At 53.7% G+C, this 25,057-nt stretch carries 22 protein-coding genes; 14 read left to right on the top strand and 8 right to left on the bottom strand.

From position 1 onward, the window contains the following. Positions 1-141 precede the first annotated feature (141 nt). From msrQ to C3708_RS02895, 3 genes are all read right to left on the bottom strand, one after another. Positions 142-741, bottom strand: a complete 600-nt coding sequence (gene msrQ, locus C3708_RS02885) for a protein-methionine-sulfoxide reductase heme-binding subunit MsrQ (RefSeq protein ID WP_103948825.1) — start codon at positions 739-741, stop codon at positions 142-144. Then, the gene (gene msrP / locus C3708_RS02890) at positions 741-1,742 is read right to left on the bottom strand and encodes a protein-methionine-sulfoxide reductase catalytic subunit MsrP (RefSeq protein ID WP_103947065.1); all 1,002 of its coding nucleotides are present in this window, start codon (positions 1,740-1,742) and stop codon (positions 741-743) included. The genes msrQ and msrP overlap by 1 nt, the downstream gene beginning before the upstream one ends. 77 nt (positions 1,743-1,819) lie before the next feature. Next, positions 1,820-2,794 (bottom strand): MDR family oxidoreductase, encoded by a 975-nt coding sequence (locus C3708_RS02895; protein ID WP_095283631.1) that lies wholly within the window; start codon positions 2,792-2,794, stop codon positions 1,820-1,822. 195 nt (positions 2,795-2,989) lie between these two features. Here C3708_RS02895 and csrD point away from each other — a divergent pair, with 195 nt between their 5' ends. From csrD to tldD, 8 genes are all read left to right on the top strand, one after another. Further along, on the top strand, positions 2,990-4,930 hold the full coding sequence (csrD, locus tag C3708_RS02900; protein WP_103947064.1) for an RNase E specificity factor CsrD: 1,941 nt from the start codon (positions 2,990-2,992) through the stop codon (positions 4,928-4,930). Between the two features lie 170 nt (positions 4,931-5,100). Further along, positions 5,101-6,144 carry a rod shape-determining protein MreB gene (gene mreB / locus C3708_RS02905; protein WP_000913396.1) on the top strand — a complete coding sequence of 348 codons (1,044 nt, stop codon included), beginning with the start codon at positions 5,101-5,103 and terminating at the stop codon, positions 6,142-6,144. Between the two features lie 60 nt (positions 6,145-6,204). Then, complete coding sequence (mreC, locus tag C3708_RS02910; RefSeq protein ID WP_095283629.1) at positions 6,205-7,221, top strand: rod shape-determining protein MreC; 1,017 nt, start codon at positions 6,205-6,207, stop codon at positions 7,219-7,221. Further along, entirely contained in the window at positions 7,221-7,709 is a 489-nt protein-coding gene (gene mreD, locus C3708_RS02915) for a rod shape-determining protein MreD (protein WP_095283628.1), read from the top strand. Before mreC ends, mreD begins: the two co-directional genes overlap by 1 nt. 9 nt (positions 7,710-7,718) lie before the next feature. Beyond that, positions 7,719-8,312: a nucleoside triphosphate pyrophosphatase gene (locus C3708_RS02920; protein WP_103948826.1), complete on the top strand. Its 594-nt coding sequence runs from the start codon at positions 7,719-7,721 to the stop codon at positions 8,310-8,312. Further along, positions 8,302-9,771, top strand: a complete 1,470-nt coding sequence (gene rng / locus C3708_RS02925) for a ribonuclease G (protein ID WP_095283626.1) — start codon at positions 8,302-8,304, stop codon at positions 9,769-9,771. The genes C3708_RS02920 and rng overlap by 11 nt, the downstream gene beginning before the upstream one ends. Before the next feature lie 43 nt (positions 9,772-9,814). Beyond that, entirely contained in the window at positions 9,815-13,612 is a 3,798-nt protein-coding gene (yhdP, locus tag C3708_RS02930; protein WP_103948827.1) for an AsmA2 domain-containing protein YhdP, read from the top strand. An 87-nt stretch (positions 13,613-13,699) separates the two neighbouring features. Further along, a complete protein-coding gene (gene tldD / locus C3708_RS02935) occupies positions 13,700-15,145 on the top strand; it encodes a metalloprotease TldD (RefSeq protein ID WP_095283624.1) in 1,446 nt (481 codons plus the stop codon). A gap of 62 nt (positions 15,146-15,207) precedes the next feature. On the opposite strand, the gene C3708_RS02940 is transcribed toward tldD, so the two are convergent. Both C3708_RS02940 and aaeR read right to left on the bottom strand, forming a co-directional pair. Continuing rightward, positions 15,208-15,822 (bottom strand): YagU family protein, encoded by a 615-nt coding sequence (locus tag C3708_RS02940; protein ID WP_103947061.1) that lies wholly within the window; start codon positions 15,820-15,822, stop codon positions 15,208-15,210. 153 nt (positions 15,823-15,975) lie between these two features. Further along, complete coding sequence (gene aaeR, locus C3708_RS02945; RefSeq protein ID WP_095283622.1) at positions 15,976-16,902, bottom strand: HTH-type transcriptional activator AaeR; 927 nt, start codon at positions 16,900-16,902, stop codon at positions 15,976-15,978. Between the two features lie 181 nt (positions 16,903-17,083). Between aaeR and aaeX the strand changes: the two genes are divergently transcribed. From aaeX to C3708_RS02970, 5 genes are all read left to right on the top strand, one after another. Next, entirely contained in the window at positions 17,084-17,287 is a 204-nt protein-coding gene (gene aaeX / locus C3708_RS02950) for a p-hydroxybenzoic acid efflux pump operon protein AaeX (RefSeq protein ID WP_095283621.1), read from the top strand. 7 nt (positions 17,288-17,294) lie between these two features. Next, positions 17,295-18,227 carry a p-hydroxybenzoic acid efflux pump subunit AaeA gene (gene aaeA, locus C3708_RS02955; protein WP_095283620.1) on the top strand — a complete coding sequence of 311 codons (933 nt, stop codon included), beginning with the start codon at positions 17,295-17,297 and terminating at the stop codon, positions 18,225-18,227. 5 nt (positions 18,228-18,232) lie between these two features. Beyond that, positions 18,233-20,200 carry a p-hydroxybenzoic acid efflux pump subunit AaeB gene (gene aaeB, locus C3708_RS02960; RefSeq protein WP_095284396.1) on the top strand — a complete coding sequence of 656 codons (1,968 nt, stop codon included), beginning with the start codon at positions 18,233-18,235 and terminating at the stop codon, positions 20,198-20,200. Between the two features lie 136 nt (positions 20,201-20,336). Further along, positions 20,337-21,791 carry an NAD-dependent succinate-semialdehyde dehydrogenase gene (locus C3708_RS02965; protein WP_095283619.1) on the top strand — a complete coding sequence of 485 codons (1,455 nt, stop codon included), beginning with the start codon at positions 20,337-20,339 and terminating at the stop codon, positions 21,789-21,791. A gap of 48 nt (positions 21,792-21,839) precedes the next feature. After that, a complete protein-coding gene (locus C3708_RS02970) occupies positions 21,840-22,112 on the top strand; it encodes a barstar family protein (protein ID WP_095283618.1) in 273 nt (90 codons plus the stop codon). Positions 22,113-22,179: 67 nt separating this feature from the next. Here C3708_RS02970 and yhcN-B read toward each other — a convergent pair whose 3' ends face one another. The 3 genes from yhcN-B to argR all read right to left on the bottom strand — a co-directional run bounded on the left by yhcN-B (position 22,180) and on the right by argR (position 23,665). After that, positions 22,180-22,446, bottom strand: coding sequence for a DUF1471 family stress response protein YhcN-B (gene yhcN-B / locus C3708_RS02975; protein WP_095283617.1), 267 nt, complete (start codon positions 22,444-22,446; stop codon positions 22,180-22,182). A 106-nt stretch (positions 22,447-22,552) separates the two neighbouring features. Next, on the bottom strand, positions 22,553-22,816 hold the full coding sequence (gene yhcN / locus C3708_RS02980) for a peroxide/acid stress response protein YhcN (RefSeq protein ID WP_095283616.1): 264 nt from the start codon (positions 22,814-22,816) through the stop codon (positions 22,553-22,555). A gap of 378 nt (positions 22,817-23,194) precedes the next feature. Beyond that, positions 23,195-23,665: a transcriptional regulator ArgR gene (gene argR / locus C3708_RS02985; protein WP_095283615.1), complete on the bottom strand. Its 471-nt coding sequence runs from the start codon at positions 23,663-23,665 to the stop codon at positions 23,195-23,197. Positions 23,666-24,070: 405 nt separating this feature from the next. On the opposite strand from argR, the gene mdh reads away from it, so the two are divergent. Beyond that, complete coding sequence (gene mdh, locus C3708_RS02990) at positions 24,071-25,009, top strand: malate dehydrogenase (protein WP_095283614.1); 939 nt, start codon at positions 24,071-24,073, stop codon at positions 25,007-25,009. Positions 25,010-25,057 lie beyond the last annotated feature (48 nt).

The raw sequence follows: 25,057 nt of genomic DNA on the forward strand, positions 1-25,057 counted from the left end.
GAAAACCAAGGTCGCACATTATAACGATTTCGTAGCATTTAGCAGCTAAATACTGGTCTTATCAGGGAAGATTATCAACCGCAATTGGAAAAAGATTCGCGGTTGATAAGTAATCTGCGGGAATACGCACAGTTTCGCGAACTATCGCCACCACTGGCGGAACTTCTTGTAACGCCATGCCAAAAGCCCTAAAGCAAGCACAGCGTAGATGATGGGCTGAGGGGATAAAATCTTCACTGACCACAGATAATGTATCGGCGCCAGGATCGCCACAAGATAGACGAAGTTATGCAAAAGTTGCCAGCGGCGGCCCAATTTTCGCTGGGCAAACTGCGTCGATGTCAGCGTCAGCGCCAGTAAAATCACCCAACTGATAATCCCTAGCGTCAGATACGGACGCGATACCAGTTCGCTGCCAAGTAGCGCCAGATTGTTAATCCCCAGCTCCAGCAATGTATAGCTGGTGAGATGTATCGTCGCCCAGGCAAAGCACCATAAACCTAAAAGGCGGCGGGTGCGTATCAATAATGGCTGTTTAGCGTAGCGTGCGAGGGGAGAAATCAGCAAGGTGGCCAGTAAAAATTTCAGAGCCATCCTACCGGTAAAGTGTTGAATATCTTTGGCCGGATCGGCGCTGAAATAGCCCTGACTGGCAGCCCAGAATAGCCATATAAAAGGAAGCAACCCGGCCAGGTGCAATAGCACTTTGAGCCAGGTTACCTGTTTAGCAGTTAAGCGCACTAAAAATTCTCCCGCAAATTGAGCCCGCGATAGAGCGAGGCGACTTCATCGGCGTAGCCATTAAACAGCAGCGTCGGCTGACGTTTCACGTCCAGCGCACCGCCAGAACCGATAAAACGCTCGGTGGCCTGGGACCAGCGCGGATGATCCACATGCGGGTTCACATTCGCAAAAAAGCCATATTCATTCGGCGCGGCGAGATTCCAGGTGGTCGGCGGGCGCTCTTTGGTCAGCTTAATGCTGACGATCGATTTGATGCCTTTAAAACCATATTTCCACGGCACAGTTAAGCGGATGGGCGCACCGTTTTGCGGTGGTAAGGCTTTTCCGTAAACGCCAACGGTCAGCAGCGTCAGCGGATGCATCGCCTCGTCGAGCCGCAATCCTTCGACATAAGGATATTCCAGCCCGCCGCCGATAAACCGGTCTTTCTGCCCTGGCATTTGCTCCGGTGAGTAAAGCGTCTGGAAGGAGACATATTTAGCATCGCTGGTGGGTTCGGCCATTGCCAACAGCTTGTGCAGTGGAAAACCGATCCACGGTACTACCATCGACCACGCCTCGACGCAGCGCATCCGGTAAATACGCTCTTCAAGCGGGAAACGGGTAGTGAGATCGTGATGATCAAAGGTGAGCGGTTTGGCGACTTCACCCTCAATTTTTAAGGTCCAGGGATCGGTTTTCATGCTGCCCGCGTTCGCGGCGGGATCGGCTTTATCAAGACCAAACTCATAGAAATTGTTATAGCCCGTGACTTTATCTTCCGGCGTCAGCGGCAGTTTATTTTGCCATTGAGCGGGTTTGGTAAAGGTTAGCGGCTGGCCTGAGGGCGCTTTCGGACGATCGTTGCCTTTAAACCAGTCGAGCAGGTCGGCATGGGCAGTTGGAGAAAGTGAAAGGGCGGTGGCGCTAATGCCAAGCATCTTCAGGATCTGGCGGCGCTGTAACATAAAGACAGATTCGGCCGTAACATCGGCTTCCGTCAGTTTTCTGGTTTTCATGGCATCCTCCGTCATGCATTTTTCTAAGCATGACGGAGGAGTTGAGTTAGCGCGAATATGTCACGAAAATTTGAAGATTACGCAATCTTCACCAGTGCGCGACCGTGGAACTGGTTGCTCATGATTTTGCTGGCGTATTCTGGAGCCTGTTCAAGCGTAATTTCGGTGGCGCTTTGGCTGAAGAACGACTCCGGCAAATCACGTACCAGACGCTCCCATGCCTGCGCACGACGCGCGGCTGGCGTCATCACAGAATCCACGCCCTGTAGACGGACATTGCGCAGAATAAATGGCATCACGGTGGTCGGCAGGGCAAAACCTCCCGCCAGACCACATGCCGCGACACAACCGCCATAGTTCATTTGCGCCAGCAGTTTTGCCAGTACTTTATCGCCCACGGTATCTACTGCGCCTGCCCAAACCTGTTTTTCGAGCGGACGGGTTTCAGCAAACTCATCGCGTCCCAGAATACGATTAGCACCTAAGGAGCGCAGATAATCGTGGGTACTTTCGCGCCCGGTAACCGCTGCGACCTGATAGCCTAATTTGTGCAACAGCGTAACAGCCGTACTGCCCACGCCGCCGCTGGCGCCGGTCACGACGATTTCACCGGAGTCGGGGAGAACGCCTGCATCCTCCAGCGCCATCACGCACAGCATGGCGGTAAAACCCGCGGTACCGATAATCATTGCTTTACGGCCGTCCAGGCCTTTCGGCATCGGGACCAGCCAGTCGCCGTTAACGCGCGCCTGTGAAGCGAGGCCACCCCAGTGGTTTTCACCGACACCCCAGCCGGTCAACAACACCTGCTGCCCGGCGTGAAAACGAGGGTCTTCGCTCGAATGCACACGACCGGCAAAGTCAATTCCCGGAATCATCGGAAAATTGCGGATGATTTTACCGGTGCCAGTGATCGCGAGGGCATCCTTGTAATTCAGGCTGGACCAGTCGATATCCACAGTCACGTTCCCCTCCGGGAGACGGTTTTCCTCAAGGGATTGAACCGACGCCAGAGTTTTGCCGTCTTGCTGTTCTAAGATCAAAGCCTGCATACAGATGTCCTCACTAAGCATGGTGATTGGAAAATAATTTCTGGAGACTATACTCGCTCATTGAAACGCTATGCCGATTTAACGCAATAAATTGCCAGATACACCAGGTTTGGTAGTATGCCCCGACCAAATGCAAGTTAGCGCTTACTTGCTCTTTAACTGCTTCCCCCATCAACCAACGGAGTGATCTCAAGGATGCGATTAACGACGAAATTTTCAGCTTTTATTACGCTGCTGACGGGGCTGACTATCTTCGTCACCCTGATGGGGTGCTCGCTGAGCTTTTATATTGCGATTCAGGACAAGCTGGGCAACCGTTTACAGTCCGTAGCATCAGTCATTGATTCGCGTCTTGTGACCTCGACTTTACCTGCGCTCTCACAGCAACTGGATGAACTGATGGTGCCGGTGGATATTGTGCACATCGACATCCTTCAGGGTAGCAAAGTTGTTCTGAGCCATGCGCGTCAAGGCAGTTATCGTCCGGCGGGGACTCTGGCGCAGTATCGCGAAATGACGGTCCATTCATTAAAAAGCCCTGGGATGACTATTAGGCTGGTCTATCAGGATCCGATGGCGAACTATTTCCGCTCTCTGATGACGACCGCACCGCTGACCGTCGCCGTGGGCTTTATTGTGGTGCTGATTTTTTTGGCGGTGCGCTGGCTGCGGCGTCAACTCTCCGGGCAAGAACTGCTGGAATCGCGGTCGGTGCGCATCTTAAACGGCGAACGGGGCGCGAAGGTGCGTGGTTCGGTCTACGAATGGCCTTCTCGAACCAGCAGTGCGCTGGATGTTCTACTCTCGGAAATTCAGTTTGCCAGCGATCAGCGCAGTCGGATGGATACGCTCATTCGGTCATACGCCGCTCAGGACAACAAAACCGGCCTGAACAATCGTCTTTTCTTTGATAATCAACTGGCGACGCTGTTGGACGACACTGAGAAAGTGGGTGCGCATGGCGTCGTGATGATCATTCGTCTACCTGATTTTGATTTATTGCGCGATACCTGGGGCCGAACGGTGGCTGAAGACCATCTCTTTACGCTCATTAATCTTTTATCGACCTTTATTATGCGTTATCCCGGAGCGCTACTGGCACGCTATCATCGTAGCGATTTTGCTGTGCTACTCCCGCACCGCACGTTGAAAGAGGCCGAAAGTATTGCCAGCCAGTTGCTTAAAGCGGTCGATGCCCTACCGCCAACCAAAATGCTCGATCGTGATGATATGGTTCATATCGGCATTTGCGCCTGGCGCGGTGGGCAACACACTCTTCAGGTGATGGAACATGCCGAAGCCGCCACGCGTAATGCGGTGCTGCAAGGTGCAAACGGCTGGGCGGTGTATGACGATTCCCTGCCGGAAAAAGGACGGGGTAATGTGCGCTGGCGTACGCTTATTGAGCAAATGCTCAGCCGTGGTGGGCCGCGCATTTATCAGAAACCCGCAGTGATGCGAAACGGGCAGGTTCACCATCGTGAATTACTGTGTCGCATTTTTGACGGTACGGAAGAGGTGGTCTCCGCTGAATATTTGCCGATGGTGCTGCAGTTTGGTCTTTCAGAAGAGTACGACCGCCAGCAAATTACGCGCCTTATTCCATTTTTATCTTTCTGGCCGGAGGAAAATCTGGCATTACAGATAACCGTAGAGTCGCTGATTCGCCCGCGTTTTCAGCGTTGGCTGCGTGATGTGCTGATGCAATGTGAAAAATCGCAGCGAAAACGCATTATTTTTGAACTTGCAGAGGCAGATGTCTGTCAACACATCAGCCGCTTACAACCGGTCGTTCGTCTGATGAACGCACTCGGCGCTCGTGTTGCTGTGACACAGGCGGGTTTAACGCTAGTGAGTACCAGTTGGATCAAGGAGCTGGATGTTGAGCTGTTAAAACTGCATCCGGGGCTGGTCAGGAATATTGAAAAACGCACGGAAAACCAGCTTTTAGTTCAGAGTCTGGTTGAAGCATGCAAGGGAACGCAAACGCAAGTTTTCGCCACGGGCATACGTTCACGTAGCGAATGGCAGATGTTGACGGAGCGCGGTGTGGCAGGTGGTCAGGGGGATTTTATTGCTTCCTCTCAGCCGCTTGACAGCAATGTGAAAAAATATTTGCAAAGATACTCTGTTTGACCTGCCGTTTGATTTGTTTTCACGTAGAATATCGCGCCTGTAGCTCTGAGTATGGCGAGCATAAATTTTCACCGTAGCAGATGATTTTTGCGCCTTGTCGCTGCTGCGTGTGGTTGGTAAAGTAAGCGGATTTCATTTTTCCGCCCCAGCTTTCAGGATTATCCCTTAGTATGTTGAAAAAATTTCGTGGCATGTTTTCCAATGACCTGTCCATTGACCTGGGTACTGCGAATACCCTGATTTATGTAAAAGGACAAGGCATCGTATTGAATGAGCCTTCCGTTGTGGCCATTCGTCAGGATCGTGCCGGCTCACCGAAAAGTGTGGCAGCCGTAGGACATGATGCGAAGCAGATGCTGGGTCGTACCCCAGGCAACATCGCCGCGATCCGCCCGATGAAAGACGGCGTTATCGCTGACTTCTTCGTCACCGAAAAAATGCTCCAGCACTTTATCAAACAGGTTCACAGCAATAGCTTCATGCGCCCAAGTCCGCGCGTGCTGGTCTGTGTACCGGTCGGTGCGACTCAGGTTGAGCGTCGTGCAATCCGTGAGTCCGCTCAGGGTGCTGGTGCGCGTGAAGTCTTCCTGATTGAAGAGCCAATGGCTGCAGCAATCGGTGCAGGACTGCCGGTTTCTGAAGCAACCGGCTCTATGGTGGTGGATATCGGTGGTGGTACCACTGAAGTCGCCGTCATCTCCCTGAACGGTGTGGTTTACTCCTCTTCCGTGCGTATTGGTGGTGACCGTTTCGACGAAGCCATCATTAATTATGTGCGCCGTAATTACGGCTCTCTGATCGGTGAAGCCACCGCAGAGCGTATTAAGCACGAAATCGGTTCTGCTTACCCTGGCGACGAAGTCCGCGAAATCGAAGTGCGCGGTCGTAACCTGGCTGAAGGCGTTCCGCGCGGCTTTACTCTGAACTCCAACGAAATCCTCGAAGCGCTGCAAGAGCCGCTGACCGGTATCGTGAGCGCGGTGATGGTTGCGCTGGAACAGTGCCCGCCGGAACTGGCTTCCGACATTTCAGAGCGTGGGATGGTTCTGACTGGTGGTGGTGCGCTGCTGCGTAACCTCGACCGCCTGTTAATGGAAGAGACAGGTATTCCTGTCGTAGTTGCAGAAGATCCACTGACTTGCGTAGCCCGTGGTGGCGGCAAGGCGCTGGAAATGATCGACATGCACGGCGGCGACTTGTTCAGCGAAGAGTAGTCGGTATGAGAGGGTAGCGAAGGCTACCCTTTCTCTCTGACACGAGAATACGCATAGCCTATGAAGCCAATTTTTAGCCGTGGCCCGTCGCTGCAGTTTCGCCTGATCCTGGGGGTGCTGGTAGCGCTTGGAGTCATCATCGCCGATAGCCGCCTTGGTATGTTCAGCCAGATCAGAACATACATGGATACCGCCGTCAGTCCTTTCTATTTTGTATCAAACGGTCCCCGTGAATTACTCGACAGCGTTTCTCAAACCTTGTCGTCACGCGATCAACTCGAGCTTGAAAACCGTGCATTGCGTCAGGAACTGCTGCTGAAAAACAGCGAACTGTTGATGCTGGGTCAATATCGCCAGGAAAACGCCCGTCTGCGTGAACTGCTGGGCTCACCGCTGCGTCAGGACGAGCAAAAAATGGTGACTCAGGTGATCTCCACCGTCAACGATCCGTACAGCGATCAGGTGGTTATCGACAAAGGTAGCGTGAACGGTGTTTACGAAGGCCAGCCGGTCATTAGTGACAAAGGCGTTGTGGGCCAGGTGGTTGCTGTCGCCAAGCTCACCAGCCGCGTCCTGCTGATTTGTGATGCCACTCATGCGTTGCCCATTCAGGTACTGCGTAACGACATCCGTATTATTGCAGCCGGTAATGGTTGTACGGACGATCTGCAGCTCGAGCATTTGCCCGCTAATACCGATATTCGTGTTGGGGATGTTCTGGTGACTTCCGGTCTCGGTGGTCGTTTCCCTGAAGGGTATCCGGTAGCGGTTGTCTCTTCCGTGAAGCTGGATACGCAACGCGCTTATACCGTGATTCAGGCTCGTCCGACCGCGGGCTTACAGCGTCTGCGTTATTTGCTGCTGTTGTGGGGCGCCGATCGTAACGGCATTAACCCGATGACGCCGGAAGATGTGCACCGCGTCGCCAATGAACGCTTAATGCAGATGATGCCGCAGGTTCTGCCAGCGCCTGATTCAATGGGGCCACCTGCGCCGGTTCCGGCACCTGCTACCGGATTAACGCAGCCACCTCCGGATGCGCCGCTGCCGCCACAAATCTCCCAGGGAGGGCAGTAGTGGCAAGCTATCGTAGCCAGGGGCGCTGGGTTATCTGGCTCTCGTTTTTTATCGCGTTATTGCTGCAAGTCATGCCCTGGCCGGACGACATTCTCGTTTTCCGGCCAAACTGGGTGCTGCTCATTTTACTCTACTGGACCCTGGCCCTGCCGCACCGCGTAAATGTGGGAACGGGTTTTGTGATGGGTGCCATACTGGATCTCATTAGTGGCTCTACGCTTGGCGTGCGCGCCTTGTCGATGAGTATTATTGCGTACCTCGTCGCACTCAAATTCCAGCTTTTCCGTAACCTCGCGCTCTGGCAACAGGCGTTGGTGGTGATGTTGTTGTCCCTCGCCGCAGATATCATTGTTTTCTGGGCTGAGTTTTTAGTGATCAACGTCTCTTTCCGACCGGAAGTGTTCTGGAGTAGTGTAGTAAACGGTGTGCTCTGGCCGTGGCTGTTCCTGCTGATGCGTAAAGTTCGCCAGCAGTTTGCCGTGCAATAAAAGGTTTCTATGACTGCTTTATATCTTGCCTCTGGTTCCCCGCGCCGTCAGGAGTTACTCACTCAACTGGGTATCACTTTTGAACGTATCGTCCCTGGTATTGAAGAAAAACGGGACGATGGCGAAAGCGCACAGCAGTATGTGTCGCGTCTGGCACGGGAAAAAGCCCAGGCGGGCGTGGCACAAACGCCGCGTGATTTGCCGGTGCTGGGGGCAGATACCATCGTGATTCTCAACGGTGAAGTACTGGAGAAACCGCGTGACGCTGAACATGCGGCGCGTATGCTGCGCCAATTATCCGGACGAACGCATCAGGTGATGACGGCGGTGGCCCTGGCGGACAGCCAGCAGGTGCTGGATTGTCTGGTGGTCACAGATGTCACGTTCAGAGTGCTTACCGATGAGGAAATCGCCGGCTATATCGCCAGCGGTGAACCTATGGATAAAGCAGGTGCATACGGTATTCAAGGGTTGGGTGGCTGTTTTGTCAGGAAGATTAATGGCAGCTATCACGCCGTAGTCGGCTTACCGCTGGTGGAAACGTATGAGTTGCTGAGCAATTTTAACTCACTGCGTGAGGGAAGGGATAATTATGACGGCTGAATTGTTGGTAAACGTAACGCCATCGGAAACCCGAGTGGCCTATATTGATGGCGGCATTCTTCAGGAAATTCATATTGAGCGCGAAGCGCGACGCGGAATAGTAGGCAATATCTACAAAGGTCGTGTCAGTCGTGTACTACCGGGTATGCAGGCGGCATTTGTAGATATTGGCCTTGATAAAGCGGCGTTTCTGCATGCCTCGGACATCATGCCTCATACCGAATGTGTGGCGGGCGAAGAGCAAAAGCAGTTTACCGTTCGCGACATCTCCGAACTGGTCCGTCAGGGGCAGGATCTCATGGTCCAGGTGGTGAAAGATCCCCTCGGCACCAAAGGTGCCCGCCTGACAACAGATATCACTTTACCCTCCCGCTATCTGGTCTTTATGCCTGGTGCGTCGCACGTCGGTGTTTCTCAGCGCATTGAAAGTGAAAGCGAGCGCGAACGCCTGAAAAAGGTGGTGGGCGCTTACTGCGACGAGCAGGGCGGATTCATCATTCGTACGGCGGCAGAAGGGATCAGCGAAGACGATCTGGCGTCCGACGCAGCCTATCTGAAACGCGTCTGGACCAAAGTCATGGAGCGTAAAAAACGCAACCAGACGCGCTACCAACTGTATGGCGAACTGGCGCTGGCCCAGCGCGTATTACGTGATTTCGCTGATGCACAGCTCGACCGAATCCGCGTGGATTCGCGCCTGACCTATGACGCATTGCTGGAATTTACCGCCGAATACATCCCCGAGATGCCTGGCCTGCTGGAGCACTACTCTGGCCGTCAGCCGATCTTCGATCTTTACGACGTTGAGAACGAAATCCAGCGCGCGCTGGAGCGTAAAGTTGAACTCAAATCCGGCGGATATTTGATCATCGATCAAACCGAAGCCATGACCACCGTGGACATCAACACCGGCGCATTTGTCGGCCATCGCAATCTCGACGATACCATTTTCAACACCAACATCGAAGCGACGCAGGCCATTGCGCGCCAGCTTCGTCTGCGCAATCTCGGCGGGATTATCATCATCGACTTTATCGATATGAATAACGAAGATCACCGCCGCCGCGTCCTGCATTCCCTGGAGCAAGCACTGAGCAAAGATCGGGTCAAAACCAGTATCAACGGCTTCTCACAGCTGGGCCTGGTAGAGATGACCCGCAAGCGCACGCGCGAAAGCGTCGAACACGTGCTGTGCAACGAATGCCCGACCTGCCACGGACGCGGCACGGTAAAGTCCGTGGAGACGGTGTGCTACGAAATCATGCGTGAAATTGTCCGCGTGCATCATGCTTACGACTCCGATCGTTTTCTGGTCTATGCTTCCCCTGCAGTGGCTGAGGCGCTGAAAGGCGAAGAGTCGCACGCGCTGGCGGAAGTGGAAATCTTTGTCGGCAAACAGGTAAAAGTACAAATCGAACCACTCTACAGCCAGCAGCAGTTTGATGTGGTGATGATGTAAGACGCAGCATAGCTGCAAGAGAACGGCTGACAAGGAGAGATGCGTGAGGCGATTGCCAGGAATTTTACTGCTTACAGGGGCAACGCTTGTCGTCATTGTCGCGTTGCTCGTGAGCGGGCTGCGCCTCGTTTTACCGCATCTCGACAACTGGCGCCCGCAGGTGCTGGCAAAAATAGAAAGCGCAACCGGCGTTCCCGTTGATGTCAGCCAGCTGAGCGCAAACTGGCAAAACTTCGGCCCGACGCTGGATGTGCGCGATATCAATGCCACCCTGAAAGATGGCGGCTACCTCAAAATTAAACGCGTAACCCTGGCGCTGGATGTCTGGCAAAGTCTGCTGCACATGCGCTGGCAGTTCCGCGATCTCACCTTCTACCAGCTGCAGTTTTTAACCAATACCCCACTGAGCAATAGCGAAGACAGCAAAGGTATTGAGACCAACCGCATCAGCGATCTTTTCCTGCGTCAGTTCGATCATTTCGATCTGCGCGACAGCGAAATCAGCTTCATCACGCTCTCCGGGCAAAGGGCTGAACTGGCGATCCCACAGCTCACCTGGCTCAACGGTAAAGATCGTCATCGCGCCGAAGGGCAGGTCAATCTCTCCAGCCTGAACGGGCAGCACGGCATCATGCAGGTGCGCATGGATCTGCGCGACGACAACGGGTTGCTGAACAAGGGTAAAGTCTGGCTGCAGGCCGATGATGTTGATGTAAAACCGTGGCTCGGTAAATGGATGCAGGACAACGTGGCGCTGCAGCGGGCGAGATTTAGCCTTGAAGGCTGGCTGACGCTGGCCGATGGTGATATTGCCGCCGGTGATGTCTGGTTGAAGCAGGGCGGTGCGGCGTGGAAAGGTGAAAACCAAACCCACGAAATGTCCGTCGATAACCTGACTGCCCATGTGACGCGCCAGGGGGCCAACTGGCAATTCACGATCCCGGATACGCGCATCACAATGGACGGAAAAGCCTGGCCGCGCGGTGCGTTAACGATGGCGTGGGTGCCTGAGCAGGAAGTTGGCGGCGTGAATAACAAACGCAGCGACGAGCTGCGCATTCGCGCCAGTCATCTCGATCTGGAAAGTCTCGACGGTTTGCGCCCGATTGCGAACCGAATGTCTTCCGCGCTGGGGGAAGTCTGGCAAGCTACGCAGCCGAGCGGTCAGATTGACACGCTGGCGCTGGATATCCCATTGCAGGCCACTGAAAAGACGCGCTTTCAGGCTTCCTGGAAAGCGCTGGCCTGGAAGCAATGGAAACTGCTCCCTGGAGCCGAACATTTTGATGGCAAGCTTGAAGGCAGCGTTGAAGACGGCAGACTGACGGCGCTAATGACCGATGCCAAAATGCCGTACGAAACGGTTTTCCGCGCGCCGCTGGAAATCGAAAAAGGCGCGGCGACGCTCAACTGGCTGAAGAACGATAAAGGTTTCCAGCTGGATGGCCGTGATATCGACGTCAAAGCGACCGGCGTTCACGCGAGCGGTAATTTCCGCTATTTGCAGCCCGCTGGAGATGAACCCTGGCTGGGCATTCTGGCAGGTATCAGCACCGATGATGGTGGTCAGGCCTGGCGCTACTTCCCGGAAAACTTGATGGGCAAAGCGCTGGTGGACTACCTGAGCGGAGCGATTCAGGGCGGTCAGGCCGATAACGCCACGCTGGTGTACGGCGGTAATCCGCATCTGTTCCCCTATAAACACAACGAAGGTCAGTTCCAGATTCTGGTTCCGCTGCGCAATGCTACCTTCGCCTTCCAGCCGGACTGGCCCGCGCTGAAAAACCTCGATATTGAGCTGAACTTCCTCAACGATGGCCTGTGGATGAAGACGGACAGCGTCGCACTCGGCGGCGTCACTGCCAGCAATCTGACGGCGGTAATTCCTGATTATTCAAAAGAAAAGTTGCTGATCGATGCGGACATCAATGGTCCGGGTAAAGCCGTTGGCCCTTATTTCGAAGACACACCGCTCGACGACTCGCTGGCTGCGGCGCTACAACAGCTGCAAATTGACGGCGATGTGAATGCCCGTTTGCATCTGGATATCCCGCTGGATGGCGAAATGACCACCGCAGAAGGCGACGTGGTTCTGAACAACAACAGCCTGTTTATCAAACCGCTCGACAGCACGCTGAAGAATCTGAGCGGTAAGTTCAGCTTTGTGAATGGCAACCTGAAGAGCGAGCCGCTGAAAGCGACCTGGTTTAATCAGCCGCTCAATGTTGATTTCAGCACCACCGAGGGTGAAAAAGCCTATCAGGTTGCGGTGAACATGGACGCGAACTGGCAGCCTGCGCGCATGGACGTCCTGCCAAAACCGGTGGCTGAATCTATCGACGGGACGGTGGCCTGGAACGGCAAAGTGGCTATTGACCTACCGTATCGCGGAAGTGCGCACTATAAGGTCGATGTGACTGGCGATCTGAAGAATGTAAGCAGTCACTTACCTGCGCCGCTGGATAAGAAAACCGGGCAGCCATTGCCGATGCAAATAAACGTACAAGGCGACCTGAACAGTTTCGAGCTGACCGGCAATGCCAGCGGTAAAAATCATTTCAATAGCCGCTGGTTACTCAATCGCAAGTTAACGCTCGACAGAGCCATCTGGACCACGGATAGCCGCACTATTCCCCCGTTACCTGAGCAGCCGGGCGTTGAACTGAATCTGCCGCCAATGGATGGCGCAGAATGGCTGGCGATGTTTAATAAGGGCGTCGGGCAAAACGTCGACCAGGCGGCGCAGTTCCCGCAGCGCATCACTGTCCGTACTCCGGCTCTGACCCTGGGCGGGCAGCAGTGGAATAATCTCAGCATTGTCTCTGAACCGACACTTAATGGATCGACTGTAGAAGCGCAGGGGCGTGAAATTAACGGCACGCTGACGATGCGTGACAACGCCCCGTGGCAGGCGGCGATTCGTTATCTTTACTACAACCCGACGACGGCAGCGAAAGGGCAAACGGGAACGGATTCGCCATTAGCCGAAGTTTCAAAAGTGGATTTCAGCGGCTGGCCTGATTTACAGCTGCGCTGCGCAGAATGCTGGCTCTGGGGGCAGAAATACGGCCGCATCGACGGTGACTTTAGTATTCAGGGCAATTCCCTTAGCCTGGCAGGGGGCCTGATTGATACCGGTTTTGGCCGACTGACGGCAGACGGTGAATGGGTGAACGGTGCAGGCGACCAGCGCACCTCGCTGAAAGGAAAAGTAAAAGGCAATAAGCTGGATGCTGCGGCTAATTTCTTTGGCGTCAGCACCCCGCTACGCGGTTCTTCTTTTGATGTGAATTACGATCTGCACTGGCGCGCTGAGCCGTGGAAGCCGGACGAAGCGTCTCTCAACGGCATCCTGAAAACCAATCTGGGCAAAGGCGAGATCGCCGACGTCAGTACCGGCCATGCCGGGCAGTTGTTACGCTTGCTGAGTTTCGATGCGCTGCTGCGCAAACTGCGCTTTGACTTTAGCGACACCTTCAGCGAAGGGTTCTATTACGATTCCATTCGCAGCACGGCGTGGATCAAAGACGGCGTACTCCACACGGACGATACGCTGGTGGATGGCCTTGAGGCCGACATCGCCATGAAAGGCTCCGTCAATCTGGTGCGCCGAGAGCTGGACCTTGAGGCTGTGGTTGCGCCGGAAATCTCAGCGACCGTGGGTGTTGCCGCAGCGTTCGTGGTGAACCCGATTGTCGGCGCGGCGGTATTTGCCGCCAGCAAGGTGCTGGGGCCGTTATGGAGCAAAGTATCAATCCTGCGTTATCGCATCACAGGTCCGGTTGATAAGCCGCAGATTAATGAGGTGCTCCGTCAGGCGCGCAAAGAAGCACAGCAATGATTTGACGCGGGCAAGTAATTGCCCCACTCTCATAAATAATGAATTTATTTACCGCCAGCTGGCGGCAACGAACGAGTAGCAAAAACGATGAGTCTGAACCTGGTAAGTGAACATTTGCTCGCAGCGAACGGCCTGAGTCATCAGGACCTGTTTTCCATTCTCGCCCAACTGACCGAGCGCCGCCTCGATTACGGCGATCTCTACTTCCAGTCGAGCTACCACGAATCCTGGGTTTTAGAAGACAGCATCATTAAAGATGGCTCCTATAACATCGATCAGGGCGTTGGCGTTCGCGCCGTGAGCGGTGAGAAAACCGGTTTTGCCTATGCCGATCAAATTAGCCTGACCGCGCTTGAGCAAAGCGCCCAGGCGGCACGCACCATCGTACGTGAAACGGGCGATGGCCGCGTGAAAACGCTGGGCGAAGTGCAGCACACGGCGCTGTATACCAGCATCGATCCGCTGCAAAGCATGAGCCGCGAAGAGAAGCTGGATATCTTGCGCCGCGTAGACAAAGTGGCGCGTGCTGCGGATAAACGCGTGCAGGAAGTTTCTGCCAGCCTCAGCGGTGTGTATGAACTCATTCTGGTTGCCGCTACTGACGGTACTCTGGCGGCGGATGTGCGCCCGCTGGTTCGTCTGTCTGTGAGCGTGCAGGTGGAAGACGACGGTAAACGCGAGCGCGGCTCCAGCGGTGGCGGCGGTCGTTTCGGCTATGACTGGTTCCTGGCCGACGAAGACGGTGAAGTGCGTGCGGATGCCTGGGCGAAAGAAGCTGTGCGTATGGCGATGGTCAATCTCAATGCGGTAGCAGCACCCGCCGGTACGCTGCCGGTCGTCCTTGGCGCGGGCTGGCCTGGCGTGCTGCTGCACGAAGCGGTCGGTCACGGTCTGGAAGGCGATTTTAACCGTCGCGGCACCTCTGTATTCAGTGGTCAGATGGGCGAACTGGTGGCCTCTGAGCTGTGTACCGTTGTGGATGATGGCACCATGACCGATCGTCGAGGTTCAATCTCCATCGACGATGAAGGGACGCCAGGACAGTACAACGTGCTGATCGAAAACGGCATCCTGAAAGGTTACATGCAGGACAAACTCAACGCGCGTCTGATGGGCGTCGCGCCAACCGGTAACGGCCGTCGTGAATCCTACGCGCATCTGCCGATGCCGCGCATGACCAACACCTATATGCTGGCGGGTAAGTCCACGCCGCAGGAGATTATCGAATCGGTGGATTACGGTATCTTCGCGCCAAACTTCGGCGGCGGTCAGGTGGATATCACCTCCGGCAAGTTTGTCTTCTCAACGTCAGAGGCCTATCTGATTGAGAAAGGCAAAGTCACCAAAGCGGTGAAAGGTGCCACGCTGATTGGTTCCGGTATCGAAGCGATGCAGCAGATTTCGATGGTCGGCAACGATCTGAAGCTGGATAAAGGCGTGGGCGTCTGCGGTAAAGAGGGCCAGAGTCTGCCGGTTGGCGTCGGTCAGCCGACGCTGAAAGTGGACAATCTGACCGTCGGCGGTACGGCCTGACCTGAACAATCCTGAAAAAAATGGCGCGCCTCAATAAGGCGCGCCATTTTTTTATGTGACGCTTATCGGACGCTGTTCAGCGGTATCTCAGGATCGGGCTCACGCGTGATGCGGTTGCGTAAATCACGACGAATAATTTCGATCGACCAGAACCAGACCAGGTGTCCCACAATCTCGGAAACGTGTTCGTACCAGGGCAGAGTAAACAGCGGCGGTGTCAGCCCCATCAGCGGGAATGAAATCATATGGACAAAAATCTGCGCTAATGCCCCAGCGAATAACCCCTGCCAGAGTTTTATTTTCGGGAAGACTTCTGCCACAACGCAATAGCCTACAGCGAACACGATGGAGAAAATAATATGTGTTACGCCAACCCAGTTAAATACATGCCCAGCAAATGAATAAACCGCTGCATTTGGATCGACGACGCCCAGCCAGTCACGCAGGAATACATAGGGAGGATTGAGGAAATTACGCGAGCAATCAATTTGGCTGGCTGCTCTGATTAATTGTTCTGGTCCACATGCAGCGCTGAATAAATCGGTTGGACTGCGTGGAGGAAGTGGGACCTCTGCGCCCCATTTGACAAAGGCCGAGACGATTCCGGCGATCAGCCCAATGAACGCGGCAAGCCCATAGCGCCTGCGTGAAGGCGGTGTTTGTTCAAACAGATTCATTTTTATTCCTTGTTTAAATAATTCCTGAGTAACATTATTTTTATAAAGTATATTTTTAACAAATAAATAACTCCTGATACCCAAATACGATAAATGGCAAATGGCGAAGGTGTCAATTCGCCATTATTAATAGAATTGAGTGAAATATCTTAATTATTCTTTCCTTCTGCCTCGCATTCCCTGATACAACTCCGCCACTTCGACAAAATAATCTGTCAGATAATTAATGCACACCTGAACCTTGAGCGGCAGTTTGTCCTTTTCAGTATACAGGGCATACACCGGGCGCGGGTCGGACTGATAGCGTGGGAACAGGATCTCCAGCTCGCCGCTGTTGATCTCATTGATCACCCACATCAGCGGTACGTAGGCAATGCCCGCACCAGCAACCAGCCAGCGGGAAATGGTCATCGGATCGTTAGTCACAAATCGCCCTTGCGGCAGCAATTTTGTGGAAAGCCCTTCCGGGGCGATCAGCTCAAACTCGTTGTCCGGGCGCACGCTGTATTCCAGCCATGAATGATTGCTCAGATCGGCGGGTTTTTCCGGCACGCCAAACTGCGCCAGATAATTTTTTGAGGCGCAGACCACCATCGGCATACTGCCCAGACGGCGCGAAAACAGGCTGGAGTCCTGTAACGCGCCGACGCGGATCACCACATCCAGTCCGTCGGCGATCAGGTCCGGTGCGGGGATGCCGGTGACTAAATTGACCGCCAGTCCTGGATACTCTTTGAGCATTTCTGCCGTCATACTGGCGAGGACATTTTGTGCCATAGTTGAAGAACACCCGATCCGCAGCGTGCCGATAGGCGTGTTATTGAATGCGTAGAGTTGTTCATGCACGTCCTGGACTTCGTGCAGCATCCGACGACAGCCCTGGTAATAAATTTTGCCTGCCTCCGTCAGCCCAATGCTGCGGGTGCTGCGGTTCAGCAGTTTGACCTGCAGCTCATCTTCCAGTTTTGACACCGTCTGGCTGATGGAGGAAACACTCATTTGCAGCTGGCGGGCAGCGGCGGTAAAGGAGCCAAATTCGACGACTTTGGCAAACACAGACATGCGCTTTAAACGTTCCATTGTTCACTCTGGCTTAAAAGTGATTTAGATCACATATTATAGATAACAGCATAACAGTTACGTTAATATATTATTACTGACATAACAGCTTCACCATTCCCGCCCGGCTTTTCTTGCCCTTCAGCGATGGTGTGAGCTAAACAAAAAACTGTCGCCTGCTCGCTCTCAAATCAAGGTCAACATGAGTCTGTTTCCCGTTATCGTGGTGTTCGGTCTGTCGTTCCCACCGATTTTCTTCGAACTAATTTTATCACTGGCGATTTTCTGGCTGGTGCGCAAGGTGCTGGTCCCGACCGGTATCTACGACTTTGTCTGGCACCCTGCACTGTTTAATACCGCGCTGTATTGCTGCCTGTTTTACTTAATATCGCGCATGTTTGTCTGAGGTAGATGTGAAAACACTAACAAGAAATATCTCCCGTACCGCCATTACCGTGGCGTTGGTAGTCCTGGCGTTCATCGCTATTTTCCGCGCCTGGGTGTTTTATACCGAGTCGCCGTGGACGCGCGATGCGCGTTTCAGCGCTGACGTCGTGGCGATCGCACCGGATGTCGCCGGGCTTATCACTGCGGTTAATGTGCGTGATAACCAGCTGGTGAAGAAAGATCAGGTGCTTTTCACCATTGATCAGCCGCGCTACCAAAAAGCCCTCGAAGAAGCTGAAGCAGACGTCGCTTATTACCGCGCACTTGCCACGGAAAAACGCCGTGAAGCTGGACGACGCAATCAGCTTGGCGTTCAGGCTATGTCGCGTGAAGAGATTGACCAGTCCAATAACGTGCTGCAAACCGTGCTCCATCAGCAGTCAAAAGCAGAAGCCACGCGTGATCTGGCGAAACTGGATCTGGAACGCACAGTGATCCGTGCGCCCTCTGACGGCTGGGTGACTAACCTCAACGTCTACACCGGGGAATTTATCACCCGCGGCTCGACCGCCGTGGCGCTGGTGAAACAGCACTCTTTCTACATTCTTGCCTATATGGAAGAGACCAAACTCGAAGGCGTGCGTCCAGGCTACCGCGCTGAAATCACGCCGCTCGGCAGCAACCGCGTGCTCAAAGGCACGGTGGATAGTGTCGCCGCTGGCGTCACCAACTCCAGCGCGACGCGTGATAGCAAAGGGATGGCAACGGTCGATTCTAATCTTGAGTGGGTTCGTCTGGCGCAACGCGTGCCGGTGCGCATTCGTCTGGATGAAGAGCAGGGTAATCTGTGGCCGGCCGGTACGACCGCGACGGTGGTGATCACGGGTGAAAAAGACCGCGATGCCAACAACGATTCTCTGTTCCGCAAAATCGCGCATCGTCTGCGTGAGATTGGTTGATTGTGATGGGTATTTTTACCATCGCCAGCCAGCATGTACGCTTCGCCGTTAAGCTGGCGTGCGCCATCGTGCTGGCACTGTTTGTCGGTTTCCACTTCCAGCTGGAAACACCGCGTTGGGCGGTACTGACGGCAGCGATTGTTGCGGCGGGCCCCGCTTTCGCGGCAGGCGGCGAACCTTATTCTGGTGCTATCCGCTATCGCGGTATGCTGCGTATTGTCGGGACCTTTATCGGCTGTATCGCGGCGCTGACGATCATCATCACCATGATTCGCTCCCCGCTGATGATGCTGATGGTGTGCTGTATCTGGGCGGGTTTTTGTACCTGGATCTCTTCCCTTGTCAAAGTGGAAAACTCCTACGCCTGGGGGTTGTCCGGGTATACCGCGCTGATCATTGTCATCACCATCCAGACTGAACCTTTGCTTGCCCCGCAGTTCGCGCTGGAGCGGTGTAGCGAAATTGTCATCGGGATCGTGTGTGCGATTGTCGCCGATCTACTTTTCTCGCCGCGATCCATCAAGCAAGAGGTCGATCGAGAGCTGGATGCACTGATTGTTGCCCAGTATCAACTGATGCAGCTATGCATTAAACACGGCGACAGTGACGAGGTGGATAAAGCCTGGGGCGCTTTGGTTCGCCGCAGCACTGCGCTGGAAGGAATGCGCAGTAACCTGAATATGGAATCCTCCCGTTGGGCGCGCGCTAACCGGCGTTTAAAAGCGCTCAATACGGTATCGTTAACGCTGATTACCCAGGCGTGCGAAACCTATCTTATTCAGAACACACGCCCGGAAGCGATAACTGAGACGTTTCGTGAGCTGTTCGAGGAACCGGTTGAAACGGTGCAGGATGTCCATAAACAGCTGAAGAGAATGCGCCGGGTGATTGCCTGGACGGGTGAGCGCGAAACGCCCGTCACCCTTTATAGCTGGGTCGGAGCGGCGACGCGCTACTTGTTGCTTAAACGTGGGGTGATCAGCAATACCAAAATCAGCGCAACCGAAGAAGAAGTCCTGCGTAGCGAAGTGGTTATCAAGGCCGAGTCAGCAGAGCGTCATCATGCAATGGTTAACTTCTGGCGCACTACGCTGGCCTGTATGCTCGGCACGCTGTTCTGGCTGTGGACGGGCTGGACCTCAGGCAGTGGCGCGATGGTCATGATTGCGGTAGTGACCTCGCTGGCGATGCGCTTGCCCAATCCGCGCATGGTGGCCATCGATTTCCTTTACGGCACCCTTGCCGCGTTGCCCCTCGGCGCGTTCTATTTTCTGGTGGTGATCCCATCAACACAGCAAAGCATGCTGCTGTTGTGTATCAGCCTGGCGGTACTGGCGTTCTTTATTGGTATCGAAGTGCAGAAACGCCGTCTGGGATCGCTGGGTGCGCTGGCCAGTACCATTAATATTCTGGTGCTGGATAACCCGATGACTTTCCACTTCAGTCAGTTTCTCGACAGCGCGTTAGGCCAGCTGGTGGGCTGTTTCCTGGCGATGATGGTGATTCTGCTGGTGCGCGACAATTCGCAGGCGCGAACCGGACGTGTGCTGCTGAATCAATTTGTCTCGGCAGCTGTTTCCGCGATGACGACCAACACCGCGCGTCGGAAAGAGAATCATCTGCCCGCGCTGTATCAGCAGCTGTTTTTACTGCTGACCAAATTCCCTGACGATATCGGCAAGTTCCGCCTGGCGCTGACGATGATCATCGCGCACCAGCGTCTGCGTAATGCGCCTGTACCGATCAACGACGATCTGTCGGCGTTTCACCGTCAGCTTCGTCGCACGGCGGATCATGTGATTTCTGCGTCGAGCGACGATAAGCGTCGCCGCTATTTCGCCCAACTGCTGGAAGAGCTGAACATCTATCAGGAGAAACTGCAGGTATGGGAAGCACCGCCGCAGGTGACGGAGCCGGTACGGCGTCTGACAGATGTGCTCCATCGGTATCAGAACGCGCTCACCGACAGCTAAAGGTGGAGCAGAACCTGTAGACCGGGTAAGCGCAGCGCCACCCGGCAAACTCCCGCACAAACCGACGCCAAAAGCGTCGGTTTTTTTGTGGCTATACTTAATCTGGCAGGCTCTTAAACCCAGATCAGGAGGACACATGACCACCCAGGCACTCCAGGACAATGCGCTTTTTCAAACCGGATATCTGGTAGACGGCATATGGAAAACGCTGGATACCACCTTTGATGTGCTCAACCCGGCAACGGGCGATGTCGTCGCCAAAGTCGCAAAAGCAGGTAAAAAAGAGACGGAAGAGGCTATCGCCGCAGCGAGCCGCGCCTTCCCCGCATGGCGAGCGAAAACAGCAAAAGAGCGTTCAACGATCCTTTATCGCTGGTACGAACTGATTATTGAGAATAAAAGCTGGCTTGGACGGCTGATGACCACCGAACAAGGCAAACCGCTGAAAGAGGCAGAAGGGGAAGTCGAGTACGCCGCCAGCTTCATTCAATGGTTTGCTGAGCAGGCGAAACGCGCTAACGGCGAAATCATTCCCCCGATCAAACCTGGCTCGCGCATCCTGGCGACACGTGAACCTATCGGTGTTGTCGCGGCTATCACACCGTGGAATTTCCCGATGGCGATGCTGACGCGAAAACTTGGCCCGGCGCTGGCCGCAGGTTGTACTGGCGTGATCAAACCCGCCAACAACACGCCGCTCAGTGCCTTTGCTCTGCTAACGCTGGCAAAAAAAGCAGGCGTTCCAGACGGGGTTCTCAATGCCGTCGCCGGGAATACTCATGAGATCAGCGATGCGATCATGGCCAGCCACGAGGTGCGCAAAATTTCGTTTACCGGCTCTACCGCCGTCGGCAAAACGCTGGTGCGTAACGCCGCAGAAACCATGAAAAAAGTGTCAATGGAGCTCGGGGGTAATGCACCTTATATCGTCTTTGAAGATGCCGATATAGATGCTGCCGTGAAAGGGGCCATCGCCAATAAATTTCGCAATGCCGGACAGGTGTGCGTCAGCGTGAACCGCTTCTTCATTCAGGAATCCGTCTATGACACCTTTGTGGCAAAACTTGCCGAGGCGGTGAACGCGCTGAAAGTGGGCAACGGTCAGGATGAGGGCGTGGTCGTTGGCCCGCTGATTGAACGTGCCGCCGTCGATAAAGTGCGAGAGCACGTGGAAGATGCGGTGGCGAAAGGTGCTACGGTACTGGCGGGCGGTAAACCGCATTCGCTTGGCGGCAACTTCTGGCTGCCGACCGTGCTGGGGGATTGCCACGAAGGGATGAAGCTGGCCGAGGAAGAGACCTTTGGCCCGGTTGCTGCTTGCTTCCGCTTTACGTCTGAAGAGGAGGTCATCCAGCGAGCCAACAACACGCCGTATGGCCTGGCCGCCTATTTCTATACGCAAAATCTGTCGCGCGTTTTCCGCGTTTCGCAGGCCATTGAGAGCGGAATGATCGGGATTAACGAATGTGCGGTATCGACTGAACTCGGCCCGTTCGGCGGGGTGAAAGAGTCGGGCCTGGGTCGAGAAGGCTCGGTGTTAGGACTGGAGGAATTTCTGGAAGTGAAAACCCTGCATATCGGGGGATTATAATCATCGTCAGGGCGGCGTAAGCCGCCTGTCTGGACGGGGTGGCGGGCAATGAATATCACTACTTTTGATTTTGATGAAATCGACAGTCAGGAAGACTTTTATCGCGAATTTTGTCGTGCTTTCGGCTTAGAACGGGGAAGGGTCACGGACCTGGATTCCCTTTGGGATGTGGTCATTGGCGACGTTTTGCCCATGCCGCTTGAAATAGAGTTTATCCATTTACCGGATAAGCTGCGCCGACGTTTTGGCGCGCTGATTCTGCTGTTTGATGAGGCGGAAGAAGAGCTGGAAGGGCAATTACGTTTTAATGCTCGTCACTGACAGGCAAAATAAAAAAGCCCCTGACAAGGTGTCAGGGGCAAGTCGTATGATGAGATACGACGAGGGTTTATTTGTACAGTTCAGCCGTTGCATGCCAGTGGTCACCTTCGTTCAACTCGGTGACACGATAGCTGCTGGCGCCTGCTTTTTCAGCTTTAGCGGCTAATTCCTGACGGATATCCATCGGAGAGCCTGCTACTGAAGAAACGGAGATGCTACCCATTGATTGCAGATTTTGCGCTTGCTCTGAATTCACCTGATGAACAGCTGCGCTGGCACCGAAAGAGAGAACGGAAGCTAAGCCAAGGGTTGCGATGATTAATTTAGTGTTCATAGTCGTACTCCTAAAATGTGTTTCCTCAACGGCGAGAAGGGTTATACCGCTATTTTTATGCCTGGTGCCGTTGAATGGATAATGTCGTTACTACACTCGATATAACTTATTTGTACAGCTCAGCCGTTGCGTGCCAATGGTCGCCAGAACGCGCTTCGACGATGCGATAAGAAGACGCACCTTGTTCTTCAGCTTTTTTGTTCAGCATCTCGTGCATGTCCATCGGAGATGTACCGATTGCACCGACAGAAATGGTGCCGATTGCCTGACGGGATTGTGCCTGGTCAGCGTTAATAGAATCGGCAGCAAATGCTCCGAATGACAGGACTGACAGGACGCTCAGGGCTGCAACAGTAGTTTTGATTTTCATGATTCTTTACCTCGTCGATTTTATTGGGGTCTTTCGTTTCGTGACCCTCATCACAAAATCAAGTATACACTAGTCACGCCAAAAATTAATACCACGCTAATTGTTTCATGGGTAATTACGTGTTAACCAGTCACGTTTTTATAACCAAATTGCATAAAATCGGTCGTTTTTTCGTCACATAATGCCGGTATATCTAAAAAAATCATATGGATATGAAACTTTGATTTTTTGTGCGATTTGTTGATTTATGATTCACTGGATGAATGAAAAGAGGCAGAGAAAAGCACTATTTGCAAAAGTAACGGCAACAGATTAGGGAAGTGAGCGAAGCGGAGGGAGACGATTCCCCGCCGCCTCAGCGGCAGGGTGGGTAGGTGTTTACAGCTCTTGCTCGAACAGCGTCAGGATAGCTTCGTAGAGATCTTTAACGGAGAAACCATTCGCCGGGGTCGTAAAGATGGTGTCATCACCTGCAATGGTACCGAGGATACCTTCCGCTTTACCCAGAGAGTCCAGCAGGCGGGCAATTAGCTGCGCGGCGCCAGGGCTGGTATGGATAACGACCACTGCGTCGTTGAAATCAATATCCAGCACCAGATTCTTCAGAGGGCTGGAGGTGGTCGGTACGCCCAGTTCGGCTGGCAGGCAGTAGACCATTTCCATTTTGGCATTGCGGGTACGTACCGCACCAAATTTGGTTAACATACGGGAGACTTTCGACTGATTAATGTTCTCGAAACCTTGTTCCTGTAAGGCCAGGACAATCTCTCCCTGAGAACTGAATTTCTCTTCTTTGAGCAGCGCTTTAAACGCCTTCACTAATTCTTCTTGTTTTGACGAGCTACGCATAAGTCACCCGGAATATGACGAAAGAAACACCATTATTATGCATGTAAATGAATTTTTATGCAAATTATCTGCCCGGAGTTAGGCTGAATTAATGTTATGAAAGGGAGTGATTTTATCAAATTTCGTTATCAGAAAACATGCCTGGGTCACGGCGCGTAAATAACCTTAAAAGTAAATTAAATGTTATCAAAATGATGTTGTTTTGCTGGCGAGTGAGGGTGTATTGTAACCACCGTCTTGATTGGCTACTTCGTTGCCGCTATTTACTGGAAGCATAGTGGTAGAGGCGAAAGGCGCGTGACCTCAAATTCTTTAGCTACGAAAATTGTAATTATTTACCTGCTGAATTACTGTCGCCGCAACGGAGTAACAGATATTAAAGTTAACCATAATAAGGAGTTTAGGATGAAAGTTGCAGTCCTCGGCGCTGCTGGTGGTATCGGCCAGGCGCTTGCCCTACTACTGAAAACCCAACTGCCTTCAGGCTCAGAACTCTCCCTGTATGATATTGCTCCGGTCACCCCTGGTGTCGCGGTTGACCTGAGCCACATCCCAACAGCTGTGAAAATCAAAGGCTTCTCCGGTGAAAACGCTCGTCCAGCGCTTGAAGGCGCAGATGTGGTGCTGATCTCCGCGGGCGTTGCCCGTAAGCCTGGCATGGACCGTTCCGATCTGTTCAACGTCAACGCCGGTATCGTGAAGAACCTGGTGCAGCAGATCGCAGAAACCTGCCCGAAAGCCTGTATCGGTATCATCACTAACCCGGTCAACACCACTGTGGCTATCGCTGCAGAAGTGCTGAAGAAAGCGGGCGTGTATGATAAGAACAAACTGTTTGGCGTGACCACGCTGGACATCATCCGTTCCAACACCTTTGTTGCTGAACTGAAAGGCAAACTGCCATCTGACATCGAAGTGCCGGTTATTGGTGGTCACTCTGGTGTGACTATTCTGCCGCTGCTGTCGCAGATCCCTGGCGTGAGCTTCTCCGAGCAGGAAGTAGCTGATCTGACTAAACGCATCCAGAACGCGGGCACCGAAGTGGTGGAAGCGAAGGCGGGTGGCGGTTCTGCGACTCTGTCTATGGGTCAGGCTGCGGCACGTTTCGGTCTGTCTCTGGTTCGTGCGCTGCAAGGCGAGAAAGGCGTAGTAGAATGTGCGTATGTGGAAGGTGACGGCGAACACGCCCGCTTCTTCTCACAGCCGCTGCTGCTGGGCAAAAACGGCGTTGAAGAACGTCAGTCAATCGGCAAGCTGAGCGCGTTTGAACAACAAGCGATGGAAGGCATGCTCGATACGCTGAAGAAAGATATCACCCTGGGCGAAGAGTTCGTTAACAAGTAAGCGAATGCCAGGCGATAAAAAACCGGAGCCATAATGACTCCGGTTTTT

This window comes from Lelliottia sp. 7254-16 (assembly GCF_002922995.1).
Taxonomy (GTDB): Bacteria; Pseudomonadota; Gammaproteobacteria; order Enterobacterales; family Enterobacteriaceae; genus Enterobacter; species Enterobacter jeotgali.